This is a genomic window from Micromonospora sp. NPDC127501 (assembly GCF_040302185.1).
Taxonomy (GTDB): Bacteria; Actinomycetota; Actinomycetes; order Mycobacteriales; family Micromonosporaceae; genus Micromonospora.
On record NZ_JBEORJ010000018.1, the window covers coordinates 22,002 to 38,503 of the forward strand.

8 protein-coding genes are annotated in these 16,502 nt (G+C 64.4%); all 8 read left to right on the plus strand.

All coding sequences use genetic code 11. The features are described from left to right. The first annotated feature begins 17 nt into the window (after positions 1-17). The 8 genes from ABTW72_RS30070 to pglZ all read left to right on the plus strand — a co-directional run bounded on the left by ABTW72_RS30070 (position 18) and on the right by pglZ (position 16,476). On the plus strand, positions 18-2,357 hold the full coding sequence (locus tag ABTW72_RS30070; RefSeq protein WP_350864584.1) for a GmrSD restriction endonuclease domain-containing protein: 2,340 nt from the start codon (positions 18-20) through the stop codon (positions 2,355-2,357). A gap of 5 nt (positions 2,358-2,362) precedes the next feature. Next, positions 2,363-3,715, plus strand: a complete 1,353-nt coding sequence (locus ABTW72_RS30075; RefSeq protein WP_350864587.1) for an AAA domain-containing protein — start codon at positions 2,363-2,365, stop codon at positions 3,713-3,715. 65 nt (positions 3,716-3,780) lie between these two features. After that, positions 3,781-5,541: a DUF262 domain-containing protein gene (locus ABTW72_RS30080; RefSeq protein WP_350864589.1), complete on the plus strand. Its 1,761-nt coding sequence runs from the start codon at positions 3,781-3,783 to the stop codon at positions 5,539-5,541. An 8-nt stretch (positions 5,542-5,549) separates the two neighbouring features. Beyond that, positions 5,550-6,395: a DUF1819 family protein gene (locus ABTW72_RS30085; protein ID WP_502892269.1), complete on the plus strand. Its 846-nt coding sequence runs from the start codon at positions 5,550-5,552 to the stop codon at positions 6,393-6,395. Beyond that, the gene (locus ABTW72_RS30090) at positions 6,392-6,991 is read left to right on the plus strand and encodes a DUF1788 domain-containing protein (protein ID WP_350864595.1); all 600 of its coding nucleotides are present in this window, start codon (positions 6,392-6,394) and stop codon (positions 6,989-6,991) included. Before ABTW72_RS30085 ends, ABTW72_RS30090 begins: the two co-directional genes overlap by 4 nt. Before the next feature lie 5 nt (positions 6,992-6,996). Continuing rightward, positions 6,997-10,470, plus strand: a complete 3,474-nt coding sequence (gene brxC / locus ABTW72_RS30095; protein ID WP_350864598.1) for a BREX system P-loop protein BrxC — start codon at positions 6,997-6,999, stop codon at positions 10,468-10,470. Beyond that, positions 10,470-13,985, plus strand: coding sequence for a BREX-1 system adenine-specific DNA-methyltransferase PglX (gene pglX / locus ABTW72_RS30100; protein ID WP_350864601.1), 3,516 nt, complete (start codon positions 10,470-10,472; stop codon positions 13,983-13,985). The genes brxC and pglX overlap by 1 nt, the downstream gene beginning before the upstream one ends. Continuing rightward, on the plus strand, positions 13,978-16,476 hold the full coding sequence (gene pglZ / locus ABTW72_RS30105; RefSeq protein WP_350864604.1) for a BREX-1 system phosphatase PglZ type A: 2,499 nt from the start codon (positions 13,978-13,980) through the stop codon (positions 16,474-16,476). The genes pglX and pglZ overlap by 8 nt, the downstream gene beginning before the upstream one ends. Positions 16,477-16,502: the final 26 nt, after the last annotated feature.

Sequence of the window (16,502 nt, forward strand, 5' to 3'; positions counted from 1 at the left end):
TCCGTGGGGGAACTGACATGAGCAAGTTGGGCACCATCCTCGACCAGATCGACTCGGGCACCGTGCTGTTGCCCGAGTTCCAGCGCGGCTACGTGTGGAACCGGGATCAGGTACGCGGCCTGATGCGCTCGCTCTACCTCGGCTTCCCCGTCGGCGGGCTGCTGGTGTGGGAGACGGAAGCCGACCATGGCTCGGTGCGGGGCAGCGACCACGTCGGCGGTGGGGTGAAGCTGCTGCTCCTCGACGGCCAGCAGCGGATCACCTCCCTCTACGGAGTGGTCCGCGGCAAGCCGCCGGCGTTCTTCGAGGGTGATCCGGCCGCCTTCACCGGGCTGCGGTTCAACGTCGAGGAGGAGACCTTCGAGTTCTACGCGCCGGCGAAGATGAAGGACGACCCCACCTGGGTCGACGTCACTGCGCTCTTCGTCGAGGGACTGGAAGCGCAGATCGGGAAGCTGAACGCCGACCCGTCCGTTGCGCCGCGAATCGTGCCGTACATGACCCGGCTCAGCCGGCTGCGCAATCTCCTCGAGCGCGAGTTCCACCAGGAGAAGATCACCGGTGCGGACAAGGGTGTCGAGGTCGTCGTCGACATCTTCAACCGGGTCAACTCGGGCGGCACCAAGCTGTCCAAGGGCGACCTGGCACTGGCGAAGATCTGCGCCGACTGGCCCGAGGCTCGCTCGACGATGCGCAAGCACCTCGGCACCTGGTCGACCGCTGGGTTCCAGTTCAACCTCGACTGGCTGCTGCGGAACGTCAACGCGGTAGCGACGGGCCGGGCCCAGTTTGAGTTCCTGGAGGGGGTCGGCTCGACCGACTTCGCGCAGGCTCTGACCTCGAGCGAGCGCTACATCAGCGGCTTCCTCGACGTGGTCTCCGGCCGGCTCGGTCTGGACCACGACCGGGTGCTAATGGGTCGCTACGCCTTCCCGGTGGTCTCCCGCTTCCTGCACCTCAACGGCGGCACGTTCGCCGACGCGACCCAGCGCGACCGGATGCTCTTCTGGTACATCCACGCCGCGCTGTGGGGACGCTTCGCCGGCTCGACCGAGACGATCCTGACCCAGGACTACGAGACGGTCGCCCGCAGCGGCATCGACGGCCTGATCACCAGCCTGGCCCGTTGGCGCGGCGGCAACCTGGTCATCGACGGCCAGGACTTCGAGGGCTTCGGCCGCGGCTCCCGCTTCTACCCGCTGCTCTACCTGCTCACCCGGGTGCTCGGCGCCCGCGACTTCGGCTCCGGCCTGGAACTCAAGAGCGAGATGCTGGGCCACCTCACCTCGCTGCAGGTCCACCACATCTTCCCGAAGGCGCTGCTTTACAAGCACGGCTACGGCCGGTCCGAGGTCAACGCCGTCGCCAACTTCTCCTTCCTGACCCAGCAGACCAACCTCGCGATCGGCAAGCGGCCGCCGGAGGACTACTTCGCCGAGACCGAGCAGAAGCACCCGGGCGCTCTCGAATCCCAGTGGATCCCGACCGACCCGCAGCTGTGGCGGCCCGACCGCTACCTGGACTTCCTCGCCGCCCGCCGGGAGCTGCTGGCCAACGCCGCCAACGGGTTCCTCGCCGGCCTCCGGGACGGCACCAAGCCGGCCGCCGAGCCGCTGCGACCGGTGGTCGTGGTCGCCGAGGAGGAGGGCGACGACGTCCGCGCGGGGCAGGTGAAGGCCCTCGTGGAGGAGCTCGTCGGTGCTGGCTGTGCCGAGCCGGCGCTGGACAGCGAGATTGCCGATCCGGCCACCGGTCGGTCTCTGGGCGTCGCCGAAGCCTACTGGCCGGACGGGTTGCAGCCGGGGCTGGGTAACCCCGTCGTGTTGGAGCTGGACACCAACCCGGAGCTGGCCCGGATGGAGGAGCTCGGCTACGAGGTCTTCACCTCGGTCGACGCCCTCCGCGGTTACGTGGCCCGGCGCAACGAACAGGCGGCGGGACTCGCTGACGCTGAGCCGCTCGTCGAGGAGCCGGACGCCGACGCCGAGACGACCAACGGTTCGGAGGATGCGCCGATCGTGCCGGCCCAGTCCGGCGGCGGCCAGGGGACGGTCCCGGACTTCGAGCGGGCGATGCGCGGGGTGTACGAGGCGGCGCGGCGCGAGGCTGCCTACAACGCCACCTACTTCCTCGGCATGATCGCCGAGCACGGTGGGCTCACCACCGCCAGAAAGCTGCTCGCCAGCCCGGTCGTCTCGGACGGGTTTGCGGCGCTGTGGGAGCGCGGGCGACTCGACCTCACGGTGGAGGCCCTGGTGGTCACGGACGAGTACGCGTCGCTCTTCACCCCGGACGAGCTCGACATCGCCCGCCACCGGCTGCGGCAGTTCGACTTCGACACCGCGACGCGGCGGTGACCACCATGACCACCCTGCTCTTGCCGGACGCGCCGGCGGACCCGCCGTCGGTCCAGGCCGAGCGCGTCATCACCGACGTGCTGGCCGACCTACGCTCCGGCCTGCACCGCGGCGTCGTGGTCGATTCGCCGCCCGGGGCTGGCAAGTCGACCCTCGTCGTCCGCGCCGCCGCCGAGCTGGCCCGCGCCGGCGAGGCGCTGATCGTGATCGCGCAGACCAACGAGCAGGTCGACGACCTGATCGACCGCCTGGCGCAGAAGGCGCCCGAGCTGCATATTGGGCGGCTCTCGGCGACCGACTACAGGGCGACCGACCGGATCAAGCAGTACACCACCGTCCGGGTCGCCGCTAAGGTCGCCGACCTCGGCGGTCCGTCCGTCATCATCGGTACGGCCGCGAAGTGGGCCATGGTGTCCGAGGGCTGCTGGCCGTGGGCGATCGTCGACGAGGCGTACCAGATGCGGTCTGACGCCCTGCTGCGCGTGGCGGGCCGGTTCGAGCGGGCGCTGTTCGTCGGTGATCCCGGTCAGCTCGACCCGTTCTCTACCGTTGACACCGAGCGGTGGACCGGGCTGACCTGGGACCCGATGCAGTCCGCCGTCGCCGCACTGCTGCGGCACAACCCGGAGTTGCCGGTGCACCGGCTACCGGTGTCGTGGCGACTGCCTCCTTCGGCGGCGCCGGTGGTGGCTGAAGCGTTCTACCCCTTCACCGGGTTCCGGGCCGGGACGACCGATGGCGAGCGGTCGCTGTCGTTCACCACGACCGGGTTTGGGTATGGGCACGTCGACGCGGCCGTGGAGACGGCGGCGGCGACCGGGTGGGCGCTGTATGAGCTGCCAGCGCGGCACACGCTGCGGACGGACGCGGAGGCGGCCGGGGCGTGCGCTGCCCTGGCACGGCGGGTGTTGGAACGGGGAGCGGTTGCGGTCTCGGAGCGCGAACCGGGGGGAGCGCCGGTCACCGCGGAGCGAATTGCTATCGGAGCCGCGCACCGGGACCAGGTGGCGGCCATCCGCGCGCAGCTTGGCGCGGCTGGCGCGGACATCACCGTTGACACCGCGAACCGGCTCCAGGGCAGGGAGTACGACGTGACGATTGTGCTGCACCCGCTGTCTGGGCGACGGGACGCGAGCGCCTTCCATTTGGAGTCGGGGCGGCTGTGCGTACTGACGTCCCGGCATCGGCAGGCTTGCGTCGTGGTGGCCCGGGCTGGGATCGCGGAGCTGCTCGACGCCCACCCGTCGGCGGAGCCGATGCACCTAAACGTGCCGGTCAAGTTCCCCGACGGATGGGAAGCGAATCAGTCAGTGCTGGCTCGGCTGACGGCCCACAAAATCCCATCAGGCCATACGTGATCGTTCACTTCTATCCCGTCTGTTGCCAATGACCGCCGAGGAGTCGGCCGAGGGAGAAGAGAGTAATGGCCTTCCAGACCCCGGTAACGGTAGAAGAGATCCTGAGCGCAATCCACCGCAAGGAGTACCTTCTTCCCGCCATCCAGCGTGAGTTCGTTTGGAACCCTGACCAGATTCGCCAGCTCTTTGACAGCCTCATGCGTGGCTACCCGATCGGCTCCTTCCTGCTTTGGAAGGTAGGGTCGGAAATCGTCACCAACTTCACCTTCTACGACTTCCTCACCCACTACCACGAGCGCGACAAACCCTACGCAATGAGGGCAACTGTGCCGGCAGGCAGCGGCGTCACGGCCGTGCTTGACGGCCAACAGCGACTCACCGCTCTCAACATCGCGATCTATGGCAGTCACGCGGAGAAGCGGAAGTACGCGTGGTGGAGCAGTTCCGACGCGTTCCCCAAGAAGTCGCTTTACTTGAATCTGCAAGAGGCCGCGGACACTAATGAGTTGGGGCTGCGATACGACCTGAGGTTCCTCACCGACGAGGAGGCTCGGCCAAAGGGCGGCGAGCCTGACCGCTGGTACCGCGTGGGTAGGGTCCTCAACCTTGCTAACGCCGGACCGGCTCTGTATGGCGAGCTCACCAGCCGCAACCTCGACATGAGCAGTGCGGACTGCTACCAGCGGCTCTACGACCTCTATGAGGCGGTCCGGGTTCGAAAACCGATCAATTACTTCCTCGAGCAGACCCAAGACGCAGACAAAGTCCTCGACATCTTTGTGCGAGTCAACAGCGGCGGCACGACGCTGTCATACTCCGATCTGCTGCTGTCGATGGCCACCAATCAGTGGCGGCACCTCGACGCTCGCGAGGAGGTCCGCAAGCTGGTACAGGAGCTCAACACGGGGGGGTCGAGGGCATTCTCCTTCTCGAAGGACGTAGTTCTCAAGACCGCTCTGATGGTGGCAGGCGTCGACCTGCGGTTCCGGGTCTCCAACTTCACCGAGAGCAACATGCGCAAGGTCGAAGACTCGTGGGGTGCCACTCGGGCCGCTCTGACCCGGGCCGCCGCACTCCTTGAGACGTTCGGCTTCACCGCACGTACACTGACCGCGGCCAGCGTCGTGGTGCCCCTGGCCTACTATTTCGCTCGGCGCGAGCTCAGCGACAGCTACCTGGATACCGGCGCAGACGCAACGGACCGCCTTGCCGTCCGGCAGTGGGTTACGCGTTCCCTGGTTAAACGGGGCATCTGGGGTTCTGGCCTCGACAGTCTCCTCGGTCGTATCCGGCAGGTAATCGACACCCATGGGGCGGGCGGGTTCCCGGCCATCGAAATCGAGAAGGAGATGGCCGCCTTCGGAAAGTCGCTGGCGTTCGACCCGACTGAGATCGACGAGCTGCTGGAGCTCAAGTACGCGAGTCCCCGTACCTTCCCCGTGCTGGCCCTGCTCTACCCGGGGCTCAATCTCTCGAAGGAGTTCCACGAGGACCACATCTTCCCCCGCGTGCGGTTCCGCCGGAAGCAGCTCCGCGAGGCCGGCGTAGCCGAGGAGCTCATCGAGCAGTACGAAGCTTGCGCCGATCTGCTGCCCAACCTGCAGCTGCTCGGCGGCGTCCCGAACGTCGAGAAGCGCGCGAGGCTCCCCGCCGAGTGGCTTTCGACCGCCTTTGCCACCGACGCCGAGCGCGAGACATACGTGCGGGACAACGACTTGACCGGTTTGCCCGACGACATGGCCGGTTTTCTCGGCTTCTTCGGGGAGCGGAAGGCGCGGATGCGGAAGCGCCTCACAGCCGCGCTCGGCGTGAGCGCTGGCGAGTAGCAGGGGACATGGTGCGAGTCGTGACAGCCAGCCGGAGCTGCCGGCATGGGGTCTGGAAAGATGGGTCGGCTTCAGCGAGGTTGACAACTGAGTTGGCAGGGGCTCTGCCTCACCGGACGAGGTCGCACGAATGGCTGACCCCATCGCGCGACTGGCGGGCACGCGGAAGTGTCGGTGGGTCCGCCTTCGTTGATGGACCCCTAGCACTAGAAGGGAGGTGCTCCGTGGCGGACGAGTCCGCGGGGACTGCGCGGTACAAGCTTTCGTTCACCAGTGGCGCTCTTCTCATGCGAGAGGGGATCATTGCTGCACCTCTGTACTTGCGTGAAGGTGTCTGGTCTAAGGTCCGGGCGGTGATCGAGGAGGAGAACCTCCTGCAAGCCCGCACTGTCGCGTCGGGGCATCGCCTCGCGCGTGAGGTCACCCAGCGACTCGCTGTGCTCGCCGATGACGAGATCGAGCTGCTTGTCGACGCGACAACCACCGAGCGCGGGCACCTGCTTTGGGTGGCTGCCTGCCGTCGCTACGACCTGATCGGCGAGTTCGCCGAGGAGGTTGTGCGCGAGCGGTTCCTCCTGTTGGCCTCGACGCTCACATACGAGGACTTCGACAGCTTTGTCCGGACTAAGGCGCTGTGGCACGAGGAGCTGGCCCAAATCAAGGACTCGACGCTGCAGAAGCTGAGGTCAAACGTGTTCAAAATGCTGCAGGAGGCCGAGTTGCTGTCGGAGGCGCGCTTGATCATGCCTGCCGTGTTGTCCGAGCGAGTCGCCGCCGTGCTCAGCGCTCGCACACCGAGTGATTTGCGGTTCTTCCCGACCCAGCAGACCAAAGGACTGGGGGCTGCGCTGTGATCCCGAAGACACTGCCTGAGCAGGAGGAGCACCTGTTCGCGGTGCTCAGCGGCCGACGCTTCCTGCAGATGGAGGGCCTGAGCAACGAGGTTGCGTTCTTCATTTACCCGTATCCACCTGAGGATGCGCTCGTCGTAGCGGCCGCCAAGAGGCGGATCAGGAACCGGCTGTCCAACGTCGGCGTCACGGTCCTCGAGATCAACCTCTACGACTTGTCGGTCGAGCTACTCAAGGAGCGGGGCGTCTGGGACCGGGTCCTGGCTGTCGAGCCGGATCAGGGCAAGGCCGACTTTCGCGAGATGCTCCAGGGGATGCTCGACCCACAGCTGCACATCGCCCCGGCGATCCGGGACCGGCTCGCGCCGGTCGACTTCGACATCTTCTTCCTCACCGGGATCGGCGAGGTCTTCCCGTTCATCCGCTCGCACAACGTGCTGAACAACCTGCAGTCGGTGGTCAAGGGAAGGCCGATGCTCATGTTCTTCCCGGGCCGGTACGAGCAGTCGGACACGTTGGGCTCGTCGCTCGTGTTGTTCGGTCGGCTCAAGGACGACCAGTACTACCGAGCCAAGAACATCCTGGAACAGGAGGCGTGAGCCCGATGCAGCTCAGCGAGATCTTCGCCAAGAACATTCAGCGTCCGATCGAGGGCGTCATCAAGGCCGATGACGCCGCGCACCTGGGCACCGAGGTCGACGAGTACGTCTTGACCAACGAGGCCGCGAAGGGCCTGGAGATCCTCCTCGAGGAGTACACCTCCTACACCAACGCCAACGGCGTGTGGATCTCCGGCTTCTTTGGCTCCGGTAAATCGCACATGCTCAAGATGCTCGCCCACCTGCTAGGGGACGTCGAAGGCCAGGACTATCCGCGCCAAAACGTTTCCGACAGCTTCCGGGCCAAGACGCCGGACGCCTTCCTGCCCGGTTTGCTCGACAAGGCCGAACGCATCCCGGCCAAGAGCCTGCTGTTCAATATCGATCAGAAGGCTACCCTGATCAGCAAGGACCAGACCGACGCCCTGCTGAAGGTGTTCGTCAAGGTCTTCGACGAGAGCCGCGGCTACTACGGCAACCAGGGGCACGTCGCCCGCTTCGAGCGTGACCTGGACAACCGTGGACAGTACGAGGCGTTCAAGGAGGCGTTCGAGCGGATCGCCGGCATCCCTTGGACGCAGGGACGCGAGCAGAGCGCGTTGGAAGGCTTGAGCATCGACCGGGCCTTCGCCGAGGTAAACGGTGCGGCGGCCGACGGCATCATCAAGCAGTACAGCGGCTCATACTCAGTCTCGATCGAGGACTTCGCCGACGAGGTCAAGGTTTGGCTCGACAAGCAGGGCGAACGGAACTTCCGCCTCAACTTCTTCGTCGACGAGGTCGGCCAGTTCATCGGCTCGGACACCAAGCTGATGCTCAACCTGCAGACCATCGCGGAGTCGCTTAACACCAAGTGCGCTGGCCGCTCGTGGGTGTTCGTGACCTCTCAGGAGGACATGGAGAAGGTCATCGGCGACCGCACAAGGCGGCAGGGCAACGACTTCTCCAAGATCCAAGCCCGGTTCAAGACCCGCTTGAAGCTCACCAGCGCCGACGTTGAGGAAGTCATCCGCAAGCGCCTGCTGGACAAGAACGACGCGGGTGTGGGTGCGCTGAGCAAGATCTATGCAGACCAGCACGCCAACTTCAAGACGCTCTTTGACTTTGTCGACGGGGCCAAGACCTACCGCAACTACACCGATGAGGCGCACTTCGTCGGGACCTACCCATTCGTCAGCTACCAGTTCCCGCTGTTCCAGGCCGCGATCGAGGGCATCTCAGATCACAACGTCTTCGAGGGGCGCAACAGCTCGGTCGGTGAGCGGTCCATGCTCGGCGTCGTCCAGCAGGTGGCCAAGGACATCGGCAACGTCGATGTCGGCCAGCTCGCAACCTTCGACAGTATGTTCGCCGGCATCCGCGCCTCGCTGAAGTCCGCCGCCCAGCGTTCGATCGACGTTGCCGAGCGCAACCTCGACAACCAGTTGGCGGTCCGGCTCCTCAAGGCTCTCTTTCTCGTCAAGTACGTCGAGAGCTTTCAGGCGACCCCACGCAACCTCACGGTGTTGGTGTACGGCCGCTTCGGCCTCGACCTTCCCGCTTTGTCGGAGGAGGTGAAGGAAGCGCTGACCCTGCTGGAGTCGCAGACCTACATCCGGCGCAACGGCAACGCGTACGAGTACCTGACCAACGAAGAGCAGGTCATCGAAGAAGAGATCAAGAACGTCGACATCGACACCTCCGAGGTTAGCGCCCGACTGTTCAAGATCCTGTCCGGCGATGTCATCAAGACCAACAAGATCCGCTATGCCAAGAGCGGGCAGGACTTCCCCTTCGGGTTCAAGCTCGACGACCAGGCTCATGGCGCCCAGCGGGAGCTGGCGGTCCACTTCATCTCGCCGGAGTACCCGTACTCCCCAGAAGAGATCCGCATGCACAGTGCGGGCAAGGATGAGCTGCGCGTCATCCTCGACCCGGACGCCCGGGTGCTGTCGGACCTGCGGTTGATGATCAAGACCGAGAAGTACATCAAGCGCAAGCAGAGCACCTCGATCTCCGTGATCGAGGACCAGATTCTGCGCTCCAAAGGTGCGCAGAACATCGACCGGGAGAAGGAGCTCATCCAGCGGGTGCGCGGCTCGGTCGGCAAGGCCACCCTGGTCATCAACGCTGCGGACATCACCTCAAGCTCCCAGGACGCGCTCACCCGAGTGACAGATGGCCTTCAGGACCTCATCAGCCGCACCTACACTCAGCTCAAGCTGCTCGGCGGTGTCACCTTCAGCGAGCAGCAGGTCGTCTCGGCTGCGAACCCCGACAGCGGCCTGTTCGAAGCCGGCACCTTGACCAAGCTTCCTGCGGAGGAGGTGCTGTCGTTCGTCCTTCGCAAGGAGGCGCTCGGCGAGCAGGTCACGGTCAAGACCGTCGTCGATAGCTTTACGGCCAAGCCCTACGGCTGGAACCTGGCCTCGATCGAGGTTCTGATCGCGTACCTGATCGGCACGTCCAAGGTCACGCTGACCGTCGATGGCAACGTCCTCAAGCGGTCTGAGGTCGCCACGGTGCTGCGCAACACCCAGAAGCACGCCCACACCGTGGTGTCGCCGCAGAAGACCTTCGACGAGCGCAAGGTGTCCGCCTTCCGCAGGTTCTGCACCGACTTCTTCGACGAAGCCAACGCGCCCAAGGATCCGCTGGAGCTCGCCCGGCACGGCGCCGACAAGCTGAGGGGCAAGCGCGACGAGCTCAAGGCGACCGTGACGGGTTCTAAGTACCCGTTCGTGAGCCAGCTCTCCGCCCCGATCGAGCTGCTCGACCAGGTGGTCGGCAAGCCCGACGACTGGTACCTGACCGACTTCAACCTTGGCGACGACCTGCTCGACGCCAAGGAGAGCACCATCGACCCGATCCAGGCGTTCCTCAGTGGCGGGCAGAAGGTCATCTACGATGAGGCCGCCGATCTGCTGACCACTCACAGCAGCAACCTTGGCTACCTGCCGTCTGGCAGCGACGTCACGGTCCGTACGGCACTGGACGACCCGAACGCCTTCCGCGGCAACAAAATGGCCCAGCTCAAGCAGGCCACCGACCAGCTGCGCGCCCAGATCGACGAAGTGGTCGCCAGCAACCGCACCGACGTTGTCGAGGCGATCGAGGGACGTAGGGCCGAGATCGAAGCGAGCGCCTTCTACGCCAACGCGATACCGGACGCCCGGGAGAGCGTGCTGCGCCGGGTCGACCAGACGATCTCCCGTGTCCGCTCCCAGAACCAGGTCGCTCTCATCCGCGAGACCGGGTCGAGTTTCGAGGAGACCGTCTACCCGGGCCTGCTCGACCAGCTGGCCGCTTCCCAGCAGGGAGACGGCGACGGTGATGGCGGCACGCCACCTCCGCCGAAGCAGACCGTGTCGGTCAAGACCATCTCGGCCACCGGCGTTTCCGGGGTGCTGGAGACGGAGGAGGACGTCGACCGCTACCTCAACGCCCTGCGCACGGCACTTGTCCAGACCCTGAACGACGGAAAGCGAATCTCTCTCTGATGGAAACCGCACCGCTGAAGTCGTTCGCCGCCTGGGCACGTACGGCGCTCATCCGTGAGGTTACTGCCCGTATCGCCGTTGTGCTGGCCCCTGCCTCGCCCGAGCGGGTGGAGCAGCCCAAGGTCGTCGAAGCCCTGGAGAATAACGTCAGCGCAGCCGGTGGCGGCGACAAGGGCAAGGCAGCTGTCGCCGACCGGGTCGCCTACACCTGGTTCAACCGCATCATCGCCCTGAGATTCATGGACGCCAACGGCTATACCGGCACCGGCGTCGTCTCCCCACAGGCCGGCGTCGAAAGCGGTCAGCCAGAGATCCTCGCCGCAGCCAAGCGCGGCAACATCGACGCCACGGTCGTAGGCACCAAGACCCGCGAGACGGTGACGGATCTGCTCAACGGCACCCGTCGCAGCGAAGACCCTCAGGGCGAAGCCTACGCCCTGCTGTTAGCAGACTATTGCCGCTACTGGAACCGCTCCATGCCGTTCATGTTCGAGCGGGAGGGTGATTTCACCGAGCTGCTCATCCCCGCTAACCTGCTGGCGGACGACTCGGTACTCAACCGGGCTGTCAAGGTCCTGACAGCCAACGTTTGCCAGGACGTAGAGGTCATCGGCTGGCTATACCAGTTCTACATCTCGGAGCGGAAGAACGAGGTCTTCGCCGGGTTCAAGAAGAATAGGAAGGCCGGCGCTGACGAGATCCCCGCCGCCACCCAACTCTTCACGCCGCATTGGATCGTCCGCTACCTCGTGGAGAACTCACTCGGCCGACTCTGGATCCTCAACCGGCCGTCCTCCGGTTTGGTGAACCAGATGGACTATTACATCGCCCCGGTCGACGAGGAGGCCAACTTCCTCAAGATCACCAAGCCCGAGGAGCTGAAGGTCATCGACCCGGCCTGCGGGTCGGGGCACATGCTCACCTACGCTTTCGACCTCCTCTACGCCATCTACGAGGAGGAGGGGTACGGCCCGGCTGACATCCCCGGGTTGATCCTCGCCAACAACCTGCACGGCACTGAGATCGACCCGCGAGCAGGAGCGCTCGCCGCATTTGCACTCACGATGAAGGCCCGTGCAAAGCTGCGTACGTTCTTCAACAAACAGATCGAGCCCAACATCCGCGTGATCGACCCGATCTCGTTCGGACCTTATGAGCTCGACTTCTTGGTTACTCGTGGAGGGGACCGTCACGAGGAGGTCGCCTTCTGGAACCAGTTCGCCGAGGCAAACACCTTGGGCTCACTCATTCAGCCCGATCCCGACGTCACGGCTCGACTGGCGCGTCACCTGGAGACGCTCGACGACGGTGGCGACATGCTCAAAGCCGAGGCAAACGAGCGGGCACACAGAGTGGTCAGGCAGGCTATGTCTCTCAGTTCCGGCTACTCCGTGGTGGTCGCGAACCCGCCGTACATGGGATCGAACAACATGGGCGGGGCCTTGTCGGGCTGGCTGGCTGACAACTATCCGCTAAGCAAGGCCGACCTGATGACCGCGTTCATGGAACGGGCTGCGGTGTTGACCGCGCGAGGCGGTTATTGGGGAATGATCAACTTGCCTTCCTGGATGTTCTTGACCTCCTTTGAAGGTCTGAGGCGTTTTCTGCTTCGAGCGCAGCGCTTTGAGTCGCTCTTGCACCTTGGGCGTGGGATCTTCGGCTCCGATTTCGGATCGGTGGCCTTCGTCGCATGCAATTCACCGCATGTGGGGGGTCATCACGGCGTCTATCGTCGACTCTTCGAGGAGCATGTTGACGTTCGATCGGTTGAAAAGATTCGGGCCCTTTTCTTGGACACAAACTACGGCTCCTACCGGGCCAACCAGGAGGACTTCCTTGAGGTGCCGGGTGCTCCAATCGCCTACTGGTTGAGTGAAGCCTTTCTCGCAACGTTTGAGAGCCTGCCAGCGCTGTCCCAAGTCGCCACGCCGAAGCAGGGGCTTGCCACCGCCAACGATGGTCTGTTCCTGAGGTATTGGTATGAGGTGGCCGACAGCAAGCTCGGCAGAGGGTTTCCGAACCGGCGTGAGGCGGAGGCATCCCGCCTCAAGTGGTTCCCATTCAATAAGGGCGGAGCCTTCCGGCGTTGGTACGGCAATATCGAACATGTCGTCAACTGGGAGCGCGACGGGCACGAGATCCGCACTACGACGGGTGAGAATGGACGAGTCCGAGCACGCCCGCAGAATCTGGACTACTACTTCCAACCTGCGGTCACATGGTCGAATGTGAGCTCGGGCGCGCCAGCGTTTCGAGCCGTAGACGCCGGCGTGATCTTCGGGCACGTAGGGCAGAGCTTGTTTGGCAGTGAGCGGGCTCGCATCGCCTCTATCGGAATTCTGAACTCTACAGTCGCATCCAAGGCGTTGGAGGTGCTGGCTCCAACGATCCATTACGAGGTCGGCTCTATCGCCAAGGTCCCGATCGACCTCGCGTTGACGGAGTCACTTGAGCCGATGGTCGAGAGGCTTGTCGAGATCTCCCGGCAGGACTGGAACTCCCAGGAGACTGCGATGGAGTTTGACGGTTCGAGTTGGCTCGGCCGTGGGGACGGAGGGTTACTGAGTGACGTTATCGCCCGTCGGCTCGACGACTGGATGGCACTGACGGAGGAGGTTCGAGCGAAGGAGACCGAACTCAACGACGTCGTCGCGAAGGCGTATGGCCTTCATGGAGAGGTTTCGTCTGCAGTTGGGATCGACCGTGTCTCACTAACAAACAACCCGTGGTTTCGCTTCGAGAATCTCAGCACCCCCGCCGAGGCGCGCCGCGCATACGAGAGGACGGCAGCTGGCGACCTTGTCTCCTACGCCGTCGGCTGCATGTTCGGGCGCTACAGTCTCGACGAGCCGGGGCTGATCCTCGCGGACCAAGGCACGACCTTGCAGGACTACCTCGTGAAGGTGCCGACGCCGACCTTCGTGCCGGACGCCGACAACGTCATCCCAATCGTCGATGGCGACTGGTTCGAGGACGACGTTGTGGAGCGCTTCCGCCAGTTCCTCCGCGATGCCTTCGGTGAGCAACACTTTGAGGAGAACCTGCGGTTCGTCACCGAATCGCTCGGTGTGAGGAACCTGCGGGACTACTTCGTGAAGTCCTTCTATAAGGACCACGTCCAGCGGTACAAGAAGCGTCCGATCTACTGGCTGTTCTCCAGCCCCAAGGGTTCGTTCAACGCGCTGATGTACATGCACCGCTACACGCCGTCCACGGTCTCGACCGTGCTCAATGAGTATCTGCGCGAGTTCCAGGCCAAGCTCTCGTCGAGCCTGCAGCAACAGGAACGCCTGGCCGCTGGCGGCGGCACGCCGCGCCAGCAGGTGGCCGCCCAGAAGGAGGCCGATCGGTTGCGCAAGGTGCTGTTGGAGCTCGAGGAGTACGAGCACGACGTGCTATACCCGTTGGCGTCCCGTCAGCTCGCGATCGACCTGGACGACGGTGTGAAGGCCAACTACCCGAAGTTCGGCACCGCCCTAAAGAAGATCGTCGGTCTCGAGGCAAGCGATGAGTGACTCCGCCACAGTCCGCCCGCACCTGCTGCGCTGGTTCGACAGCCGCCGGGTCGTCTTCTGGCACGACCCGGACGGCCAGTACGCCGCGGACATGGACGGTCTCGACCTGCCGGGCATCCAGACAATCCGCGTGGCCAACGATGAGTTCGCCGTCAAGAACCGGTTGCTGCACGACGCGCCGGAGGGCAAGTTCCTCGTCTACCGCTCAGGCCAGGTGCCGAGCGGCATCGGGAACTGGCTGCTCGACTTGGAGCTGGCCTACGGAGTCTTCACGGCCGATCGCACCGCCCTCGTTGCGCAGGATCTCGGCCTCACTGGCACGGGCATCGACGAGGTCGTCCAGACCCACGAGAAGTTCTTCAACGCGACCAAACGCGTCCAGAGCCTCAAGGCTCTGCTGAGTCCGGAGGACGATTCCACCGACCTGCGCGCCAAGATGACCGCGGTGCTACTTGGTCTCAAGGACTCCCACAGTTTACTGGAGATCACCCGCACGCTGCTCACCGAGAACGCTCGAGGGCTCCACGCGAAGTACGACGCGCTCGTCGACTACGGCCTCGACGACTTCTACTGGCGCGGCGTCGCCAGTATTTACGGCTACGAGTCGCCGTCGCCGAGCATTGACGATCTGGTGCTGTGGATCTTCCGCAAGGCCATTGAGGGCTTCAAGTCTGACCGGCAGGGTGGGCTGCAGAACATCCAGCTCGACTTCGCGAGCGTGCGCAACGACCGGCGCAGCCAGGAGGCGCTCGCCACGCTGGCCAAGCGGGCGGCACGTAACCTCGACTATGCCTCGCTGATCGAAGACGCGAGCTTCCGTGATCTGGTGGCGGTCGACCTGTTCGAGGAGACCGACCAGAAGATCATCAGCGACCTGGCGCGTGCAGTGGCTGAGCAAACCGTCACCCCGCGCGAGGTCGCCGAAGTGGTGCGCGCGCGGCAGAGCAGCGTGTGGATCGACGGGTACAGACAGCTCTACACGGCGGTCGCCAGCGCCTCCGAACTGCTGGGCGGGCTCGCCTCGCTGAACCTCGGGATGCAGTCGTTCGACGACGGGCTGGAGCGCTACCGCCGCGAGTGGTTCCGCATCGACCAGCTCTACCGGCAGTTCGTCTACGCGACGCGCACGGTCGAATACCCGAAGCCACTAGAGGCATTGCGCGAGCAGGTCGAGAAGCGCTATACCAACAAGTTCGTCTACGGGCTGGGCAATGCCTGGCAGCAGCAGGTGGACCAGGTCGACAGGTGGCGCTCAGCCGTACTCCGCTCCCAGACGGGCTTTTACGCTGGTTATATTGAGCCACTCGTGCGCGACGGCGACAAGAAGGCCGTCGTCATCATCTCCGACGCGCTCCGGTACGAGGTGGCCGATGAACTCGGCTCACGCATTCGGAAGGAGGACCGCTTCGACGCCACGCTCGACGCCGTCCTCGGGGTGTTGCCGAGCTGCACGCAGCTCGGGATGGCGGCGCTTCTGCCGCACTCAACGCTCAAGCACTCCGCCGACGCGAGGACCGTACTCGCGGACGGTCAGCCGACGAACGGTACCGCCTTCCGCGGAAAGATCCTCGAAACCATCGGCGGCGCAGCTATCCAGGCCGAAGACTTCAAGGCCCTGAACGCCGACGAGCGGCGCGAGCTCTACAAGGCCAACCGAGTCCTGTACGTCTACCACAACCGAATTGACGCCATCGGTGACAAGCCCGGCACCGAACGGCAGGTGTTCGAGGCCGTCGAGGACACGCTGCGTGACATTGTCGACCTGGTGAAGAAGCTGGCCAGCGCCAACGCCACGAACATTTTCATCACGGCTGACCACGGCTTCCTGTTCCAGGACGAGACCCTAGGCGACACATTTTTCCTGTCCACTCAGCCGCAGGGCGACGACATCAAAGTCGTCAACCGACGGTACGTGCTAGGGCGCGGCCTCAAGGTCCACAACGCCTTCGCGACCTTCGATGCCGCCCAGCTTGGGCTCGAGAGCGACCTCGAGGTGCAGATCCCCAAGTCGATCCACCGACTCCGCCTCGCCGGCGGGGGATCACGGTTCGTCCACGGTGGGGCGACGCTCCAGGAGATCGTCGTCCCCGTGCTGGCCGTCAACAAGAAGCGCAAGAGCGACACCCGACTGGTTAACGTCGAGGTATGGCCCGAGTCCGACAAGATCACTACCGGGCAGGTCGTGGTCCGACTGTTCCAGTCCGAGCCAGTCACCGACAAGGTCCAGCCACGCACGCTTCGGGCCGGGCTCTATGTCGGCGAGACCCTGATCTCGAATCTCGCCCACCTAACCTTCGACCAAATCTCGGCCGACAAGCGAGACCGGTACCACAGCGCACGGATGCTGCTCAGCCAGGACGCCAACGACTACAACAACCGTGCGGTCGAGTTCCGTCTGGAGGAGCGCATTCTCAACACCAACCAGTGGCGCGTCTACGCGAAGGCGATGTACACGCTGAAGCGCTCGTTCACCTCGGACTTCGACTTCTAAGGAAGGGGCGGCCGTGAGTGGGACAG

Bases quoted from the DNA above. Each gene is read 5' to 3' on its own strand.
- pglZ (WP_350864604.1), top strand. From the start codon at position 13,978: ATGAGTGACTCCGCCACAGTCCGCCCGCACCTGCTGCGCTGGTTCGAC.
- pglX (WP_350864601.1), top strand. From the start codon at position 10,470: ATGGAAACCGCACCGCTGAAGTCGTTCGCCGCCTGGGCACGTACGGCG.
- brxC (WP_350864598.1), top strand. From the start codon at position 6,997: ATGCAGCTCAGCGAGATCTTCGCCAAGAACATTCAGCGTCCGATCGAG.
- ABTW72_RS30080 (WP_350864589.1), top strand. From the start codon at position 3,781: ATGGCCTTCCAGACCCCGGTAACGGTAGAAGAGATCCTGAGCGCAATC.
- ABTW72_RS30075 (WP_350864587.1), top strand. From the start codon at position 2,363: ATGACCACCCTGCTCTTGCCGGACGCGCCGGCGGACCCGCCGTCGGTC.
- ABTW72_RS30070 (WP_350864584.1), top strand. From the start codon at position 18: ATGAGCAAGTTGGGCACCATCCTCGACCAGATCGACTCGGGCACCGTG.
- ABTW72_RS30085 (WP_502892269.1), top strand. From the start codon at position 5,550: ATGGTGCGAGTCGTGACAGCCAGCCGGAGCTGCCGGCATGGGGTCTGG.